This is a genomic window from Streptomyces sp. NPDC057963 (genome assembly GCF_042887155.1).
GTDB lineage: Bacteria > Actinomycetota > Actinomycetes > Streptomycetales > Streptomycetaceae > Streptomyces.
Genome location: NZ_JBHVPX010000010.1, coordinates 157030 through 173683 on the forward strand (window position 1 = coordinate 157030; position 16654 = coordinate 173683).

The 16654-nt window shown below is 70.4% G+C and carries 15 protein-coding genes and 4 pseudogenes; 10 read left to right on the plus strand and 9 right to left on the minus strand.

The annotated features are described in order from the left end of the window. The first annotated feature begins 166 nt into the window (after nucleotides 1–166). Both ACFVT1_RS23805 and ACFVT1_RS23810 read left to right on the plus strand, forming a co-directional pair. Nucleotides 167–832, plus strand: a complete 666-nt coding sequence (locus tag ACFVT1_RS23805) for a DUF4097 family beta strand repeat-containing protein (RefSeq protein ID WP_389798727.1) — start codon at nucleotides 167–169, stop codon at nucleotides 830–832. Nucleotides 833–885: 53 nt separating this feature from the next. Then, the gene (locus ACFVT1_RS23810; protein ID WP_389798730.1) at nucleotides 886–1701 is read left to right on the plus strand and encodes an alpha/beta fold hydrolase; all 816 of its coding nucleotides are present in this window, start codon (nucleotides 886–888) and stop codon (nucleotides 1699–1701) included. Nucleotides 1702–2173: 472 nt separating this feature from the next. On the opposite strand, the gene ACFVT1_RS23815 is transcribed toward ACFVT1_RS23810, so the two are convergent. Together ACFVT1_RS23815 and ACFVT1_RS23820 are read right to left on the minus strand one after the other, a co-directional pair. Continuing rightward, nucleotides 2174–2773 carry a DinB family protein gene (locus tag ACFVT1_RS23815; RefSeq protein WP_389798732.1) on the minus strand — a complete coding sequence of 200 codons (600 nt, stop codon included), beginning with the start codon at nucleotides 2771–2773 and terminating at the stop codon, nucleotides 2174–2176. Nucleotides 2774–3210: 437 nt separating this feature from the next. Further along, nucleotides 3211–4650 (minus strand): aldehyde dehydrogenase, encoded by a 1440-nt coding sequence (locus ACFVT1_RS23820; RefSeq protein ID WP_389798733.1) that lies wholly within the window; start codon nucleotides 4648–4650, stop codon nucleotides 3211–3213. A 114-nt stretch (nucleotides 4651–4764) separates the two neighbouring features. On the opposite strand from ACFVT1_RS23820, the gene ACFVT1_RS23825 reads away from it, so the two are divergent. The 4 genes from ACFVT1_RS23825 to ACFVT1_RS23840 all read left to right on the plus strand — a co-directional run bounded on the left by ACFVT1_RS23825 (nucleotide 4765) and on the right by ACFVT1_RS23840 (nucleotide 7952). Continuing rightward, entirely contained in the window at nucleotides 4765–5493 is a 729-nt protein-coding gene (locus ACFVT1_RS23825; RefSeq protein ID WP_389798735.1) for a TetR family transcriptional regulator, read from the plus strand. A 215-nt stretch (nucleotides 5494–5708) separates the two neighbouring features. Further along, the gene (locus ACFVT1_RS23830) at nucleotides 5709–6182 is read left to right on the plus strand and encodes a GNAT family N-acetyltransferase (RefSeq protein ID WP_389798738.1); all 474 of its coding nucleotides are present in this window, start codon (nucleotides 5709–5711) and stop codon (nucleotides 6180–6182) included. A 429-nt stretch (nucleotides 6183–6611) separates the two neighbouring features. Next, nucleotides 6612–7259, plus strand: a complete 648-nt coding sequence (locus ACFVT1_RS23835; protein ID WP_389798741.1) for a hypothetical protein — start codon at nucleotides 6612–6614, stop codon at nucleotides 7257–7259. Between the two features lie 231 nt (nucleotides 7260–7490). Next, a complete protein-coding gene (locus tag ACFVT1_RS23840; RefSeq protein ID WP_389798744.1) occupies nucleotides 7491–7952 on the plus strand; it encodes a hypothetical protein in 462 nt (153 codons plus the stop codon). 534 nt (nucleotides 7953–8486) lie between these two features. On the opposite strand, the pseudogene ACFVT1_RS23845 reads toward ACFVT1_RS23840, so the two are convergent. Together ACFVT1_RS23845 and ACFVT1_RS23850 are read right to left on the minus strand one after the other, a co-directional pair. Then, nucleotides 8487–8594, minus strand: a pseudogene (locus ACFVT1_RS23845) (ROK family protein); the annotation flags it as partial. Nucleotides 8595–8679: 85 nt separating this feature from the next. Beyond that, nucleotides 8680–9639: a dihydrodipicolinate synthase family protein gene (locus ACFVT1_RS23850; protein ID WP_389798747.1), complete on the minus strand. Its 960-nt coding sequence runs from the start codon at nucleotides 9637–9639 to the stop codon at nucleotides 8680–8682. Between the two features lie 154 nt (nucleotides 9640–9793). Between ACFVT1_RS23850 and ACFVT1_RS23855 the strand changes: the two genes are divergently transcribed. Beyond that, nucleotides 9794–10492 (plus strand): FadR/GntR family transcriptional regulator, encoded by a 699-nt coding sequence (locus ACFVT1_RS23855; RefSeq protein WP_389798750.1) that lies wholly within the window; start codon nucleotides 9794–9796, stop codon nucleotides 10490–10492. A gap of 217 nt (nucleotides 10493–10709) precedes the next feature. After that, the gene (locus tag ACFVT1_RS23860; RefSeq protein ID WP_389798752.1) at nucleotides 10710–10883 is read left to right on the plus strand and encodes a hypothetical protein; all 174 of its coding nucleotides are present in this window, start codon (nucleotides 10710–10712) and stop codon (nucleotides 10881–10883) included. Between the two features lie 123 nt (nucleotides 10884–11006). Here ACFVT1_RS23860 and ACFVT1_RS23865 read toward each other — a convergent pair whose 3' ends face one another. The 4 genes and pseudogenes from ACFVT1_RS23865 to ACFVT1_RS23880 all read right to left on the minus strand — a co-directional run bounded on the left by ACFVT1_RS23865 (nucleotide 11007) and on the right by ACFVT1_RS23880 (nucleotide 14957). Then, nucleotides 11007–12188, minus strand: a complete 1182-nt coding sequence (locus tag ACFVT1_RS23865) for an FAD-dependent monooxygenase (protein ID WP_389798754.1) — start codon at nucleotides 12186–12188, stop codon at nucleotides 11007–11009. A gap of 267 nt (nucleotides 12189–12455) precedes the next feature. Further along, a pseudogene (locus ACFVT1_RS23870) lies at nucleotides 12456–13193 on the minus strand (exo-alpha-sialidase); the annotation flags it as partial. Next, nucleotides 13130–14044, minus strand: coding sequence for an acetylxylan esterase (locus ACFVT1_RS23875; RefSeq protein WP_389798757.1), 915 nt, complete (start codon nucleotides 14042–14044; stop codon nucleotides 13130–13132). The pseudogene ACFVT1_RS23870 and the gene ACFVT1_RS23875, both read right to left, overlap by 64 nt. A gap of 181 nt (nucleotides 14045–14225) precedes the next feature. Continuing rightward, nucleotides 14226–14957 (minus strand): FadR/GntR family transcriptional regulator, encoded by a 732-nt coding sequence (locus tag ACFVT1_RS23880; protein ID WP_389798760.1) that lies wholly within the window; start codon nucleotides 14955–14957, stop codon nucleotides 14226–14228. Between the two features lie 350 nt (nucleotides 14958–15307). Between ACFVT1_RS23880 and ACFVT1_RS23885 the strand changes: the two are divergent. Then, nucleotides 15308–15660, plus strand: a pseudogene (locus tag ACFVT1_RS23885) (oligopeptide/dipeptide ABC transporter ATP-binding protein); the annotation flags it as partial. Then, nucleotides 15657–16362: pseudogene (locus ACFVT1_RS23890) on the plus strand (dihydrodipicolinate synthase family protein). The pseudogenes ACFVT1_RS23885 and ACFVT1_RS23890, both read left to right, overlap by 4 nt. An 84-nt stretch (nucleotides 16363–16446) precedes the next feature. Here the strand turns inward: ACFVT1_RS23890 and ACFVT1_RS23895 are convergent. Continuing rightward, nucleotides 16447–16654: LPXTG cell wall anchor domain-containing protein (locus ACFVT1_RS23895; protein ID WP_389798762.1), on the minus strand; the 208-nt coding region annotated here is incomplete at its 5' end.

Consider the following 16654-nt stretch of genomic DNA (forward strand, 5'->3'; position numbering starts at 1 on the left):
AATGATCGCAGGAGACTTCGTTGCGTTGTTCTGAAGGTTATTGCAACAGATTCTCTGCTCTCACCTGCATATATGTGACTTCGATGCAACAAGTGTGTTGTCGAGTTATGGAAAGCAACGTAGCGTTTCTGGTGTCGGAAACAGCGAACGAACACGGGAGAGCACGATGCAGAAGTTCGACACCCCCGCCCCGATCTCCGCCGTCCTGGACATCCCCGCCGGACGCATCCAGTTCATCGCCGCCAACCGTGCGGACACCACCGTCGAGGTCCTGCCCACCAACCCCTCCAAGAGCCACGACACCAAGGCCGCTGAGCGGACCACCGTCGCCTACGCCGACGGCGTCCTGCGGATCCACACCTCCGAAACCACGAACCAGCTCTTCGGCCCCTCCGGATCCCTGGAGGTCACCGTCCAACTGCCCGCCGGCTCCCGCATCGAGGCCAAGACCGCCGGCTCCGAGCTCCGCGGCGTCGGCCGCCTCGGCGACATCGCCTTCGAAGGCGCGTACCGCCAGATCAAGATCGACGAGGCCGAGAGCGTCCGCCTCATCGCGGTCGACGGCGACGTCGAGGTCGGCCGGCTCAACGGCCCCGCGGAGATCAGCACCGAAAGGGGCGACATCCGGATCACCGAGGCCGTGCGCGGCACGGTCGTGCTCCGCACCCAGTCCGGCGACATCTCGGTCGGTGCCGCCGCCGGCGTCTCGGCCGCTCTGGACGCCGGCACCGACCACGGCCGCATCAGCAACGCCCTCAAGAACGACGGCACCGCCGAACTCGACATCCGCGCCACCACCTCCCACGGCGACATCACCGCCCGCAGCCTCTGAGGGCACCGAACCGGGACGAACGTGGCCACGCCTCACGCGAACAGGTGGAACACATGACGAAGAAGCGCACTTCCTCGACCGGTTCGACGTGGACCGGCATGGTGCCGGTCGACGATACGGCCCTGGCCGTCACCGACACCGGCGGTCCCGGCATCCCCGTGGTCTACCTCAACGGCCAGTTCGCCACCCAGGGGTACTGGCGGCGGGTCCTCACCGAACTGGGGACGGGGTGGCGGCACATCACGTACGACGAGCGGGCCCGCGGCAAATCGAAGCGTTCGGCGGACTACTCCTTCGAGGCAGCCGTCCGGGACGTCGACGCCGTCCTCGCGGCCAGGGGTGCAGACCGGGCGCTGCTGGTGGGGTGGTCCTACGGAGCGTTCGTCGCGGCGCACTGGGCCGCCCGGAATCCGGACCGTGCCGTGGGTGCGGTCCTGGTCGACGGCGCATTCCCGTACGACTGGCTCGACGAGGCCATGGAACGGCGGATCCGGAAGCTGTTCCGGCGGCTGGGCTGGTTCCTGCCGCTGCTGCGCCCGACGGGCCTGACCCCGCGGATGACGGCCGAACAGCAGGCGGACAGCAACATCGAGATCGGCGTGATCTCCCGCGAGCGCGAGCTCGGCCCCGTGCTGGACAACATCACCGTCCCGGTGCGGTATGTGGTCGCTTCGGGAACGTCCTTCGGGAGCCGCGGTGACGAGCAGGAACGGATACGCGCCAGTCTCGACGCGGTGACCGCCCGCAACGCGAACATCCGGATCGGCGCGAAGGTCGCCGGCAACCACGGTGCGATCCTGAGGAAGGAGTCCCCGGCCATCGCCGAGGCCGTACGCGAGGTCGCCGCCCTCGACCACGGGGAAGACTGAAGACACGACCGGCGCACCGACGACAACTACACGTCCTCGCCGCCGCTCTCGTCATCGTCCAGCTCGACCGATCCCGGTCGCGCAAGGGCCGCGGCCCCTCGCGCGGTGGGCGCGCGGCAAAGGCGCAGCGGCTCGGGCAGTTGAGGCCGGTGTGCTTGAGCGGGGAGACGCGAGGCAACGTCCTCGTCCAGGGCGTCGTGCTCCCGCCCGTGCGCGGGAAGGGCCCGAGGGCGGCCCGTTCATCGTGGTTCCCCACGCCGCGCTGTCGCACTGGACGGGAACGGAGGGCGATCACGACCGGGCCTGCGAAATGACGGACCTTCGTGGGAGTGCTCGAACTGCCTGACGGAGCCGAGGCGTTCGCCCTCGGGGACGAACCTCTCTCCACCGCCCACCTCCCCGGGCACCGAGTCCGAAGGGCGGCTGCACGGCCGGCCCCGGAACTGGTGTGGTCGGCGGCAGCAGGTCGGGGTCAGCCGTTGCCGACTTCTCGCGCTACGCGCTCCAGTCGGCGCCGGTACTTCTCCCACCATGCCTGATCTGCTGGTGGCAGGCTGTCCTTGCCCTCCAGGCACCCGACGGATCCGTCGACGAGCTCTCGCACGATGTCGGCGTGGCCGGCGTGCCGCTGGGTATCGGAGATCACGCGCACCAGGATGTGGTGCAGTGTCACCTCTCGCCGTTCCTCCGGCCACCACGGGACGTGACCGATCGCGTCAAGCGGCAGTGTCGCGATCGTGTTGTCGGAGTGCTCCCACGCCTGGTGGTACAGCCCGACGATGTCGTCGCGCGACTCGTCTTCGGTGGCCCACATGTCCGCGTTGGGTTCTGGGTCCTCCGTATACCACCAGGGCGGCGGCTCCTCGCCGAAGAACGGCCGCCCGAACGTGTCGCCGAAGTACCCCAGCTCCACGCCAGCGATGTGTTTGACCAGCCCCAGCAGGTTCGTGCCCGTGGGGGTCAGCGGGCGGCGGATGCCGTATTCCGAGAGCCCATCGAGCTTCCACAGCAGGGCGTCACGGCCTTCTTGCAGGTAGCGGAGAAGGTCTGCTTTCGGGTTCGGTTCGATCATGCTGGGCAGTCTTCCACCCAGCACTGACAGTCGGGCTCTACGGGACTGGGATCGCTCCGAGGGCTGGGCGGTGAAGTGCTTCTTCCGGTGTGATCGGCTGCGGCGGCAAGGAGACTTCGCGACTCGAAGCCCTCCAGCCGCGCGGAGCGCCACAAGGTCCTCTCCGAGCAGATCGGCATGCGTATCAAGGCGCGGCCCGAGCCGGGGAAGGCGGTCGCGCCGGCCCGCCGGTTCAAGGAAGCCGCGCCCGAGACGCCGGTCGTCCTCGCCGTTCGCGAGCGCGAGCGAGGAGTACGCCGACCGGCGCGAGCAACTCTTGCTGCGGGAGGACGTCGAGGCGAAGCGGGGCGACTGCCTGGTCGAGGTCGGCCCCCGGTGCCCGGCCCTCGGTGCCCGGTGCCGTCGCGCCGCTACGGGGTGCCTGGCGCCTCAGGTGATCACATGCCGATGGACTGGTACTCGGTGTAGGCGCTCAGGCCCGCCGGGCCGTACTCGCGGCCGAAGCCACTGGCCTTGAAGCCACCGAACGGGGCGCGCATGCCGCGGGGCGCGCCGTTGACGGTGAACGTGCCGGTGCGGATACGGCGCGCCACCTCAAGGCCGTACTCCGGGTCGGCGGTCCACACGCCGCCGGACAGGCCGTAGGGGGAGTCGTTGGCGATGGCGACGGCCTCGTCCTCGGTGTCGAACGGGATGACCGCCAGGACCGGGCCGAAGATCTCCTCTTGGGCGATCTTCATGGAGTTGGTGACGTCGGCGAAGAGGGTGGGGCGTACGTAGAAGCCCTTCTCCAGGCCCGGGGTGTCCGGTGCGCCGGGGCCGCCTGACACCAGGCGGGCGCCTTCGGCGATGCCGGCCTCGATGTAGGAGTGGACGCGCTGCTGCTGCGCCTTCTTGACCATGGGGCCGATCCAGGTGGCCGGGTCCGAGGGGTCGCCCACGGTGATGCTCTGCATCATGGCGGCGATCGCGTCGACGACCTCGTCGTAGCGGCTGCGCGGGGCCAGGATGCGGGTGTGGGCGATGCATGCCTCGCCGTTGTTGCCCAGCGACAGGCCCTTCAGGCCCGCCGCGACCTGGGGCACGTCCGCGTCCGGCAGGACGAGGGAGGCGGACTTGCCGCCGAGTTCCAGGCTGACGCGTTTGAACTGCTCACCGGCGAGGGCGGCGATGCGGCGCCCGGCCGTGGTGGAGCCTGTGAAGGCGACCTTGTCGACGCCGGGATGGGCGATCAGGTATTCGCTGACCTGGCGGTCGGCGGGCAGCACGCTGACCACGCCCTCGGGGAAGCCCGCCTCGACCAGGATCTCGGCGAGCCGCAGGCCGTCGACCGCCGTCTCGGGGGACGGCTTGAGGATGACCGTGCAGCCTGCCAGCAGCGCGGGAATGATCTTGACCAGGGCGGACTGGTGCGGTGCGTTCCAAGGGATCACCGCGGCGACGACCCCGACGGGGGCGCGGCGCACCACGGTGCGGTGGGCGCCCCGTGCGGGCAGCTCGGCCTCCCAGTCGAAGCCGGCCGCGATGTCGATGAAGTCGTTGCTCTGGTCTTTCAGGCTGCGCTGCAGCCGGCTGGTGAACCAGATCGCCGAGCCGTTCTCCGAGGTGATGAGTGCGGCCAGCTCGTCGGCACGCGCGGAGTGCAGCTCGTTGAACCGTGCGACCACCCGCTGACGCTCCTGGGGCGCCAGCCGCGGCCAGGGGCCGTGGTCGAAGGCCACGCGGGCCGCTGCCACGGCGCGGTCGACGTCGGCGAACGAGGCCTCCGGTACGACGCCCACCAGGGACTGGTCGTGCGGGGAGCGGACCTGCACAGTGCCGGAGGCGGCGGGGGCAGTCCAGACCCCGCCCACCAGCAGCTTGTCGAAAGTGATCACGATGTCCTCCCGAATCCGGTCCGGCCGGTTAGCTGAACGCCGTTCTCTTAACCTCTTCGACCGTAACAGAATGTCGTTCTCTTATGTGGGCCGGTCGCTATCCTGGACTGAAACGTGACAGCGAGCGAAGCGACCGAGGCAGGCGGAGAGAGCGGCATGAAGGAGTCCACGCAAGGGTTCATCCGCGCACGCAGCCCTGAGAACCGGGAGTTGCGCAGGCAGTCGATCCTGAACGCGGCCGAGCGACTGCTGGACAAGGCGCAGGTCGCCGACATCACCCTGCGCGACGTCGGCCGACAGGCGGGGATCGCCACCTCGAACGTGCTGCGGTACTTCGAGAACCGCGAGGCGGTCTTCCTGGAACTCCTCAATCGGGAGTACGGCGCCTGGCTGGACACACTCCCGGCAGAACTGGCGCCCGCTGACGGCGACGGCTCGGGGACGGCGTCGCCGGTGCGCGACTTCGCCGACGCCTACGCCGCCTCACTCGTCGCCCGGCCGGTGATGTGCGAGCTGGCGAGCGTGCTGGCCGGCGTATTGGAACGTGCGGTCTCGGTGGAGACGGTCCGCGCCTACAAACGCCGGGCGCTCGCCAACAACGACCGGCTCGCCGGCATCATCCACGCCCGCATGCCCGAACTGGACCAGGCGGCCGCGAAGGAACTGGCCTCGGCGACCATCGTGCTCATCGCCGGGCTGTGGCCGCTCGCCCATCCCGGCCCCACCGTCGTCGCGGCCGTGGAGGACCCCGCGCTGCTCGCCGCCCACGTCGATTTCCCCGCCCGGTACAGCCGCATGATCGAGCTGCTCGCCGGCTCCCTGCACTGCCCCGCCACCCCCTGATGCGAACGAGGAGGGGCTGCGGCGACCGCTTCCGCAACGCTGCCCACACCAGCCACCGCCACCGCGCGCGGCGCCCCGGTCCGGACGGCGCGCGCCGCCTCGGTGAGGAGTGCGCCGGGGCACACGGAGTCGGCGAAGAACCCGTCGGCGCTCTGGCCGCGCCAGGTGCGGGATCACCCTGCGGGCCTTCGCATGCAACGGCCGAGGCGCCTGCCATGATCGTTGTCATGGGGATACACATCGCACCGGCCGCAGTGGCCGACTTCCATCAGGTCCTGACCGATCACTCCCGTTACTGGGGCGAACGCGACCTCCGGTCGCTGCACCTGCGGGCGCTGGTGCAGGAGTTCGGTTCCACCTGCTTGGTTGCCCGAGCCGAGGACGGAATCAGGGGGTACGTCTTCGGGTTCGTCACCCCGGACGGCACCGGGTACGTGCATCTGATCGCCACGCGGGACGACGCCCGTGGCACCGGTCTCGGGCGTCGTCTCTATACGGCGTTCGCCGAAGCAGCGGAACGTCACGGTGCACGGCGGTTGAAGGCGATCACGTCGATCGAGAACACCGGATCAATCGCCTTCCATCGCAGCCTCGGCTTCGACATGAAGATCGTCGACGACTACAACGGCCCCGGCCGGGCCATGGCCGTCTTCCACCGAGATGTGCCGCTCAACGTCTCGTGGCCCTGACCGACAGCTGCCACTTGTAGTTGCTCCCCAGGCCGCAGAACCTCACCTCCGGCAGGGCGTAGTCCCTGCCCAGCGCACGGATTCACCGATACCGGCCGTGACCGGCGGTCTGCCCGTCGGCTGCTCACGATGCGACCGGTTCTCCCGCACGCTCGCGTGACCCACAGGTCGGGTACCGGTCCGGTCCGGCGGCTTGCCGCGCATCCGTAGAGGCAGGCGGCGCATCACAGGTCCGCCCCATCATTCTGTGCGGATGCCATCGGCCGATTCGGGGCTTCGCACTGAGTACGTGCGCGAACCCGTGCCGATCGGCCAGCCGCTCGGGCCCGACGGTCGGTAGCGTCGACGTTCACGAACAGTGTTGAACTGAGCGACGACGGCGAGGACTTCGCCCGCCCGGTCGCTCTCGTGGTGGAGACCGGCGAGCGCATGACCCTCACCGAGGACGGCCGGCCGCCGAGCGTGCTGCTCCCGGCGGCCGAAAGCCGCATGAGCACTCCGGCCGCCGCCACTTCCGCAAACTCCGTTGCACCGCCGCCCCGTTGGGCGGTCTGGGCCGCGCATCCGACCGCATTGGTTGTACTGCCGAGCGGGCTGCGGCGGATCGTCCTGGTGCTCGGCTGTCCGGCCGGCTACCTGGACGAGACCTTCGCGGCCTTCGAGACGCTCGGCGCGAAGGTCTGGATGCTGACGCTGAGCGTGGTCTGCGAGCTTCTCGCCGTTCCGACGATCGGTCTGGTGCGGCCCTGGGGCGAGGTCGTGCCGCGCTGGACACCGCTCATCGGAAGGCGCACCGTGCGTCCGATGGCCGCCGTCGTCCCAGCGGCCCTCGGTGCGGTGGCACTGACCGTGATGTGGGCCAATGTTCCCTGGCGGTGGACATACCCGCACGATGACATGACGGACGCGGGCGACCTCGTGGTCGGCATCCTCTACCAACCGCTGGTCCTGTGGGGCCCTCTACTCGCGGCCGTCACCGTCTCCTACTTGCCGCCGGCACGGGCCGCGGTGCAGCGTGCCTGGCGGCTCACCGATGCAGCCAGAGGGCGGAGGGCAGCGATCGTCACGGTGCCGTGAAAGACGTAGGTCCGCTCGTCGCAGCGGGCCGCCACGGCTCGAAGTGATGTGAGGGCATCGAACCGGGAGGGTGGACGTCGCCACGGGACGCCGGTCCGCAGCCGCAGGAGCATGTCATCGATCACCCTCCGTCCGCTGTCTCCTCAGCGGCGGTTTGCAGTCGCGGCGACGAAGGATTGCGGTGATCCTGGCAGGGGAGCGTGGCCGGCCTCGCACGGGCAGCGTGCGTCGGTGACCGCGCTGTACAGGAAGGCGACGGCCATGGCAGCGATGCCGGACAAGACACGGCTGGGGCACGGTGAGCCCGACAGCGAAAAGGTCAGCGGTGTGTCCATGTTCGCCGGGGCCGCGCTGATGCTCAGCGGGCCACTCAGCATTCTTATGGGCGCTTCCGGCATCGCAAAGGACACCTTGTTCTCCTCCTCGTCCCACTACGCCTACCGGTTCGGCCTAACCTCTTGGGGCGTGATTCACCTCGTGGTCGGAGTGGCGCTCGTTGTTGCCGGCCTGGGAGTCCTGGCAAACAAGAGCTGGGGTCGCGGGGCCGGCGCAGCGGTAGCGGGGATCAGCCTGATCACCCAGTTCATGTTCGTTCCGTACTACCCGGCGTGGGCCATCCCGATGATGACACTCGACCTCGTGATCGTGTTTGCGCTGACGAGGTTCCATATCGAGACCAGTGGCGGTCGGTGAAACCGGAGCAGGACCATTGCGGTGGAAACCTCGGCGGACGAGACCACGCGCGCCCGTGTCGAGACCGGGGCTGAACACCGGGACTCGCCCCACCGGATGAGGTGAGTTCCTGGCCTTCGCCGCCGAGCAGTGCCGCCGCGAGTCGGCGCCGCTGCGTCCGGCGGGTGCCGCGCCCCGGGAGGTGCGGCGCATGGTGCTCTGCGAGGCGCCGCGCCAGCGGTCCAGGAACGCGTCGGACAGGGTTCGGGCGGTGCAGCGGCGGGGCCACGGCACCCCTCGGACGATGTCCAGGACTCTGCTCCGTGCCACGTACGGCAACGACCCGCGGCCCGCCTCGCCATGTGTGCTCGGGGCCGAGGAGTGCGGACCGTGTGTGCTCGGTGTCGAGGGGGCCGGGCCGTGTGTGCTCGGTCTCGGAACTGAGGAGGCCGGGCCGTGTGTGCTCGGTACCGAGGGGTCCGGGCCGTGTGGGGGCGGTGCCGTACGGCTCTGACCGGCCGCTTCCGCCGAGCCGCGATCCGTCTTCGGGGCGCGCAGCGCGGCCAGTTCCGGACCGGCCGTGGCCCGTACGTCGTTGTCGCAGGCCACCGGGAGACCGGTGCGGTCCGCGAGGCCGGTGCTCAGTGCGGTGCGGCATCCACCCACGTCACCGGGGTGCATCGGCCATGGACCGGGGCGACGTCGGCCTCTCTTCCGGCACCGTCGGCCGTCGGCTGCGAGGGGGCGTTCATCGGACGGGCGGCAGACCGGCGGCGCGCAGGCGCCGGGAAACCAGGGCGATGGATTCGGCACTCAGCTGGATCTGCGGGAAGGCGGTGTCACCGCAATCGATGACGCCGAGCAGCTGGAGCGCCGCCTTGAACGAGCCGAGCGCCGAGGAGCTGCGGCCCATGTCCGCCTCGGGCCCGACGTCGACCATGGCGAACAGCTCGACGAGCCGCTCCTGCTCCTTCGCGGCCAGCTCCCAGTTTCCGGCCCGCGCGGCGTCGTACAGCCGGACATATCCGGCCGGGTCGACGTTGCCGATGCCCGGTACGACACCGTCGACACCGGCCAACAGGGCAGCGTCCACGGTGAGTTCGGATCCCGTGAGCACGCTGAACCGCGGTGCGGGACCGACCTTGCGGCCCTCGCGGCCACCCAGCTCCACCAGCAGTCGGCGCAGTCCGCCCTCGTCGCCGCTGCTGTCCTTGAGGCCGGCCAGTGTGCCGTCCTCGGCCAGTTCGCGCACCAGCGCGGTGGAGAGCTTGCTGTGCACGGCGACCGGGATGTCGTACGCGAACAGCGGCAGGTCGACCGCCGCGCCCAGCCGCCGGAAGTGCTGGGCGATCTCCTTGCCGTGGGTGCGGGTGTAGAACGGCGCGGTCGCCACCAGGGCGTCCGCGCCCAGTGCGGCGGCGGACCTGGCGTGCTCGACGACGCGTGCGGTGGTGGTGTCGATGACACCGGCGAGCACCGGAACCCTGCCGTCGGTCACATCGACCACGGTTTCCAGTGTTGTGGCGCGCTGCTCGTCGGTGAGGTACGCGACCTCGCTGGTGGAGCCGAGTGCGAACAGGCCGTGCACACCACCGCCGATGAGGTGCTCGACGAGGCGGGTGAGGGACGGGGTGTCGACCTCCCCCCGGCAGTCGAGCGGGGTGCAGACCGGCGGGACGACGCCGTGCAGCGGTGCGGTCAGAGACATGGTGAGGGCTCCAGCTCGGTTGATGCGCCGATCCATGCGCGCGGGACGACTGCACGGATCAAGACATGAGACGTAAGATGTCCTATGTCTGACCTCACCTTAAACAGATGCTCCTGCGACCGGTCAAGGGGCAATGGCACCTCAGGAGGACGTTGTGGCGCGCCCCACCATGGCTCAGGACATAGAGCGCCGGCTCAAGGAACTGATCCTGGAACGCAGACTCGCCCCCGGTGCCGCGTTGCCCACCGAGGCGGAGCTGATGGAGCTCTTCGGGGTCGGCCGGGTGTCGGTGCGCGAGGCACTGAAGGCGCTCCAGGCCGTGAATGTCGTGGAGATCCGCCGCGGCTTCGGCACCTTCGTCGGGTCGCTCTCCCTGTCACCCTTCGCCGAGGGGCTCGCCTTCCGGGCCGCTGTCCGGCACCGGCAGGGCGAGCCTGGGCTCTTCGAGCTGATGAAGGTGCGGGAGGCACTGGAGGCGGGACTCGTCGGCGCCGTCACGGCCGGCATCCCGGACGAGGACCTCGAAGTGCTGCGCGGCCTCGTCGCGGCGATGGAGGCCGAGGCCCGCGACGGCGGCCGGGTGGCGCGCGGCACCGACCGGGCCTTCCACCTCGCGCTCTACGCCTCGCTCGACAACCACCTGCTCAGCGAGGTGCTGGACGCATTCTGGGCGGCCATGGACCGGGTGCGCGAAGACCTCGACGACGACCATCAGGACCCCGTGACGACCTGTGCCCAGCACCGCGAGATCGTCGAAGCGGTCGCGGCCGCCGACGGAGACCGCGCGGTGCGGGCCATGCGTACCCACTTCGACGGCATCCGCACCCGCCTCGAACCGGGTCCGGCCCTGTGACCGCGTACGCGACGGGCTGAGGGGAGGCGGGGCCGGGGCTCCACGCCCTCCGGTCACCCCGGCCCGCTCCGGCCTGCCCCCGCCCGCCCTGCTCCGATCGGTGCTCGCCCGCTCCTGCCCGGCCCGCTTTAGCTCGCCCCGGTCTGCCCCGCCCCGGCCCGTCCTGCCCGGCCCCGGCCCGCTTTGGCTCGCCCCGGCCGGCCCCGGTCACCCTTCCGTGATTGCCCCCGTGATCGCGGTGACCGCCCTCCTCGCCGAACACACCCACCGGGGCAACTGCATCACGGTGGTCGCCACCCACGACCCGGCCGTGGCAGAGGCTGCCGGCCGGATCGTGGACCTGGCCCGGCTGACCGCCGTCGCGTCTCCGCCCGCGCGGCCCGGCCACTGAAAGGGCCGCCGACAGGACTCGTCACCGGCCGCTGAAAAAGGGGGTAAGGGGTCCTGTCGCCAGCTACTGAAAGGCGGCAACAGGCCCCGTCACCGGTCGCTGAAAGAGGGGTGACAGGACCCGTCATCGTCGATGCATGCTGCCGTACAGATAGCTCCTGGCACCGTTCAATGTGCCACGGCTCCACGCGTCCACGTCGGCGGGCCCCATCGCCGGCCAGTCGGGCGTGCACTCCACCAGCTCGCGCCCCAGCCTGCGGCCCAGCTCCACCAGGCGGGCCCCCTCGGCGGAGCGCTCGTCGGCGTACCGGGCCAGCGCCTCGGCCGCCGACGAGGAGCCGCGCAGTGCCCGCTCCAGACACAGCGCGTCCCCCAGCGCCTTGACCGCGCCGCTGGCGGTGTGCGGTCTGGTGACGCTCGCCGCGTCGCCCGCCAGCAGGAACGGCGCCTCGGCGGCCCGGGGGACGACGAAATCGGCGACCGGGTGGAGCGCCTGGGCAGCGTGCTCACCACGGGCGACGATGTCGGCCCACTCCGCCGGAAAGTGTTCCTCGGCGATGTACCGCACATACGCGGTGGAGACCGGGACCTGAGACTCCGTCGGCTTCGGGGGAAACCCGTAGATGGCGTAGGCCAGCAGCCGCGATCCGGGAACGGTCCCCGGAATCAGGTAGAAGACGCCGTGTCCGCCCGGGAACCCCAGCGTGATCCAGGAGCTCCGCAGGAGTTCCAGCGGCTTCGGATGGTCGCGGAGCGCGCTCAGCGGAATCGTGCCCCGCCACACCAGATACCCGGCGGGCACCGGCCGGACGTCCGGTGCGATCAGACCGCGGGTGACGGACCGGTGTCCGTCCGCCCCGACGACGATGTCGTACTCCTCCTCCCCGTCCTCGGTACGGATCAGGGCCCGCCCGGAGGGGGTCCGGCCGACGGAGTCGACGGGCAGCCCGCGGCGGTAGACGCTCTCCCCGACGTTCGCCCGCAACGCCCGCCACAACAAACCCCAGTTGCACGATGTCACCGGGGCTTCCTGCCGGGCCAGCTCACGCGACGACCGCCCACCGGACACCCGGGTGAGCCAGATACGGGTGGCCACGGGCGCGGTCGGCATGTCCGGCCCCAGGTAGCCGCCCGTCACCAGTTCCCGGTGCAGCGACGGCGGGATGACGATGCCGAACCCCCGGTCCTGCAACGCCGCGCCGCTGCGCTCGTGGACGCTGACGTCCGCCCCGGCCCTGGCTCCCGCGATCGCCGCGGCGCAGCCGGCGATGCTGCCGCCGACCACCCCGATGCGTAACCCTGTCACTGCCACGGTGCTACCACCTGTTCTCGGCTCCGGGAGGTACTGACCGTCCTCATCGTCGCACCGTGCACCCGGTCCGGTGCCGGAAGGAGACGTACGGCCATCCGTTCCCGGGGCACTCGGCGCTCCGTTCCCCGTGCACTCGGCGCCTCCCGGGGCGCGCCGCACCTCCGGTAGGCACAGGGCACACCCGGAGGTCCGGGCCGGTCACGGAGTCACGGTCACCGTCCTGCTGCCGGACGCCTACCGGACGCCTGCCGGACGCCTGCCGGCGGCGGCGCCCGGGTCGACGGCCTTCCTGATCGGCCAGGTCCTCCCGTTGTCGCAGGACATCTTCACCGTGAGGTTCCGCCGTGCCGCCGGGTCCTCGGTGTTGCTGAACAGCAGCCACGACGAGTGCGGATCCGACGGCGCGGCATGGGGGTCGTACCGCATCACCGAGGCGTTGTTCGCCGGGTCGGTGAGCTGTGTGTCCTGGACGAACGGGGTGTAGCCGACCCCGCCGTCGGTGGAGTACGCGATCGTCCGGTACGGCTTGGAACGGTTGTTGAGCACCACCCTGCCGTCCGAGAGCTCCACGGTCTTGTTCTCGTCGCCGCCGGGACCGACCGGGTGGCCCATTTTCCAGGTCTCGCCGTGGTCGTCGCTGTAGGCGCCGGCCGCGTAGTTGGCGCCGTTGATGCGGACGGCGTACTGCTGGACCAGCCGGCCCTTGTACGCGCCGTGCCGCACCTGGATGCCCTCCCCGGAGGCCGCGAACATGCCCGCCCAGGCAGGGTCCTTGATCTGCTTGGTGATACGGCGATGGGCCCAGGTCGGCCCGTCGTCGTCGGAGTAGCTGTAGTCGGCCTGGATGATGTCCGGATCGGCCTCGTCGTTGCCGGTGCCCGAGCCGAAGAACCCCTGGCTCACAGAGGCCGCGTAGGAGAGGGAGATCCGGCCGGTCACGCGGTCGACGAGCAGGCTGGGGTCGCCGTATCCCTTGGGGGCTGCATCCTTGCGGACCAATGGCCGGCCAGCCCCGGCGGCGGGCCTGCGAACAGGGAGCGCACCCAGGCCAGTTGCTCCCGCTGCTGATACGCCGCGCCGCCCTCGTGCCCGTTGAACGGGTAGACCCGTACGTCCTTGGGGCCCGCGTAGTGGTTGTAGGCGGTGAAGCAGGTGTACGGCGGAAGGCCCGAAATCTCCGCGGCCCGACGGAAGTTGCAGAGGAACGGCACGTCCGGCATCACCCCGGCCAGCCCCGGCACGAGACCGAAGACCGCCAGCGCGATGCCGCCGCCCTGACTGACGCCGGTGACGACGATCCGGCCCGGATCCACCTCGGGATGGGTGCGCATCGCCTCGACGCACCGCACCGCGTCGGTGAACACCCGCCGGTAGTAGTACGTTTCGGGGCTCTCGATGCCGCAGGTGAGGAAGCCGGGGACGGCGCCTGCCGCACCGGCGTCCGTGTCGGCAGTGGCGCCCTCCGCGGCCGACCAGCCCTGACCGCGGGTGTCCATGACGAGGTGTGCGTGGCCGGCGGACGCCCAGAGCAGGTTCTCGTGGGCGAGGCCGCGTCCGCGCCCGTACCCCAGGAACTCGACGACGCAGCCGAGCGGTTCGATGGCCGCGGCCGGCAGACGCAGCCAGCCGCGGACCGGTCGCCCGGCGAAGCCCGACAATGTCACATCGTACGTACGGATCTGCGGGAGCCCGGTGTCGACAGGGGTGTACACCGGCTTCTCCACCGGATCCTGGCCGCCTGCGGTGACCTGGCTCAGAGTGTCGGACCAGAAGGCATCGAAACCGGCTGGAACCGGCAAATCGGGCCGATAGGTGCGGCAGTCCGCGAGCGGGAGATCCGTCAACGGCATGGAGGTGCCCTCCTGGGTGTGACCGGGATACTGAACGCCGACTCTTAGGACAGAAGACGTCAGATGTCCTGCGGCACGCGGACCCTGGACAGCGCTCGCGGCAAGCATCAAGGCCCCTGTCGGGAGGAGGGAGATGCCGGAGGGGCCGGAATCCGGTGCCTCGGGAGGGTCCGCGGGTGGGTCAGTCCCGGCCGGCGTCGCGGGCGCGCGCCTCGGAGATCCGGCGCCTGACGGGGGCATAGTGCTCACCCAGCGCCTTCATGAAACCGGGTGTGTCCCCGGCCCGCGCGGTGTCCACGATGTTCTGGTGCGCCGTGATCGTGGCCATCTCGTCGGCGTGCGTGAAGCCGTCCAGATGCGGGGCGACGATCGCGTACACGTCCCAGAAGGCCATCGAGAGCTGGCCGATCAGCTCATTGCCCAGGGGTGCCACCAGCAGCGCGTGGAATGCCCGGTCCGCCTCGACGAAGCCGTGCCCGTCCTGCGAGCCGGTCTCGCGCATGGTGGCGACCAGGCCGTCCAGTGCGTCGAGCTGCCCCGCGGTGAGCAGCGAGACGATCCGGTCGGCCATTCCGCGTTCGAAGAGTTCGCGTACGTCGACGAGGTCGGCCATCACCTGGAAGTCGTCGTCGGGGGAGAGCAGTCCGCGAAAGGTCAGGCTCTCCACCAGGGCGGACAGGCTCAGCCTGCCCACATAGGTGCCGTGCCCGTGACGCACCTCGACGATGTCCAGCGCGTTGAGGATCTTGACCGCCTCACGGACGCTGGAACGGCTGGCGCCGAGCGCCTCGCACAGGGCCGGCTCGGTGGGTAGCGGGTCCCCGGGGCGGAGTCGCTCCGCGAGGATGTAGCGCTTGATGCCCTCGACGACCTCCTGCCGGAGCAGCTGCCGGCCGGGCCTCGTACCGGACATGTGTGAACTCCCCACCTCTTGACCCTTCTCGATTGTCAAGCTACGTTCCCACGCTATCAAGGCATCAGACATCTGACGTCTTATGTTCGGGTCCAGTGGGCCCCACGCATCTCTCGACCCCGCGTTCCCCGATGCGCTCCCCCGATGCGCTCCTCGACCCCGTGATCACCTCCGGCGCGACCCCGTACGCCGCCAACATGCACCTCTTCGAGGGCCTCGTGGACCTCGACCCGGCGACGCTCGTGGCCCGCCCCGCGCTCGCCACCGAGATGCCGAAGAAGATCAACGCCACCACCTACCGGGCCGCACTCCGCAAGGGCGCCACCTTCCACGGCGGCTCGCTGGTCACCGCCGACCGCGTCGCCGTTCTCCACCTCGGCCGGATCGTCGAAGAGGGACGTGCGAAGGACGTCGCCGGTACCCCCGCGCACCCGTACACCGAGGCACTGCTCTCCGCGACCCCCAGCCTGCTGGAGACCACCGAACGGATCGTGCTCACCGGACCGGTGCCTCGGCCACCAACCCGCCGTCCGGCTGCCCCTTCCGCACCCGCTGCTGGAAGGCGGACGACGCCTGCGCCACGGCCTTTCCCGCCCGGACCTCGGGCCCGGACGAGCACCGGTGGCACTGCGTCCACCCCCAGAACCCCGCCCCCTCCACCGGGGACCCGACCCCCGTACCGTCCGCAAGGAGCACCGCATGACCGCCCGGACTCCGCGTTACTCCGGAGTGATCCCGCCCGTCGTCACCCCGCTCACCGCGGACGGAGAGATCGACCAGCTCTCTCCGGAACGGGTCGTGGAACACCTCCTCGACGGCGGGGCCGACGGACTGTTCGCCCTCAGCAGCTCCGGCGAGACCGCCTATGTCACGCCGGCCCGGCAGGACGAGGTCATCAAGATCGTCACGGCGGCCTCCGCAAGCCAGGTACCCGTCCTCGTCGGAGCGATCGAGACCACCACCGGCCGCGCGATCGAGCGGGCCCGCGCGGCCCAGGCGCTAGGCGCCGCCGCCGTCGTCGTCACGGCGCCGTTCTACACCCGCACCCACGACACCGAGATCGACCGCCACTTCCGTGACATCGCCGCCGCCCTCGACGTACCGGTGCTCGCCTACGACGTGCCGGTCTGCGTGCACAGCAAGCTGGACCCGGAACTGCTCCTGCCACTTGCCGCGGACGGCGTGCTGGCCGGGGTGAAGGACTTCAGCGGCGACGACGGTGCGCGCGGCCCGCCCAGGTACGGCGTCCGCCACGGCCGCGGGGCTCGGCGCGTTCAAGACGGCCCTCATGCTGCGCGGGGTCGTCGCCACCAATGTGATGAGCCCGCCGATGCGACGACTCGACGAGGCCGAGACCGCCGCGATCGCGGCCTGCCTGGACCGGGCGGGCCTGTCCCGGACCTGAGCGAAACCGCAGAGGTCCGTCGGTACAGCACTTGCTGTACCGACGGACCTCTGTGATTCGTGCTTCTTGTCTTCGTGGTGCGGGTCAGCCCTTCGAGGCGCGGGTACGGCGCATCAGCAGGGCGCCACCGAGCACCATCGCGGCGCTGGCCCCGCCGGCCAGACCCATGTTGGCGTCCGCGCCGGTGTGCGCCAGCTGCGGCTCGTGGTGATGGTGGTGGTGCCCATGCGGCTTGTGGTGATCCGGCGGGCAGTCCGGGTGGTGGTGGTGCGGCGGCTTGTGGGAGGTCGGG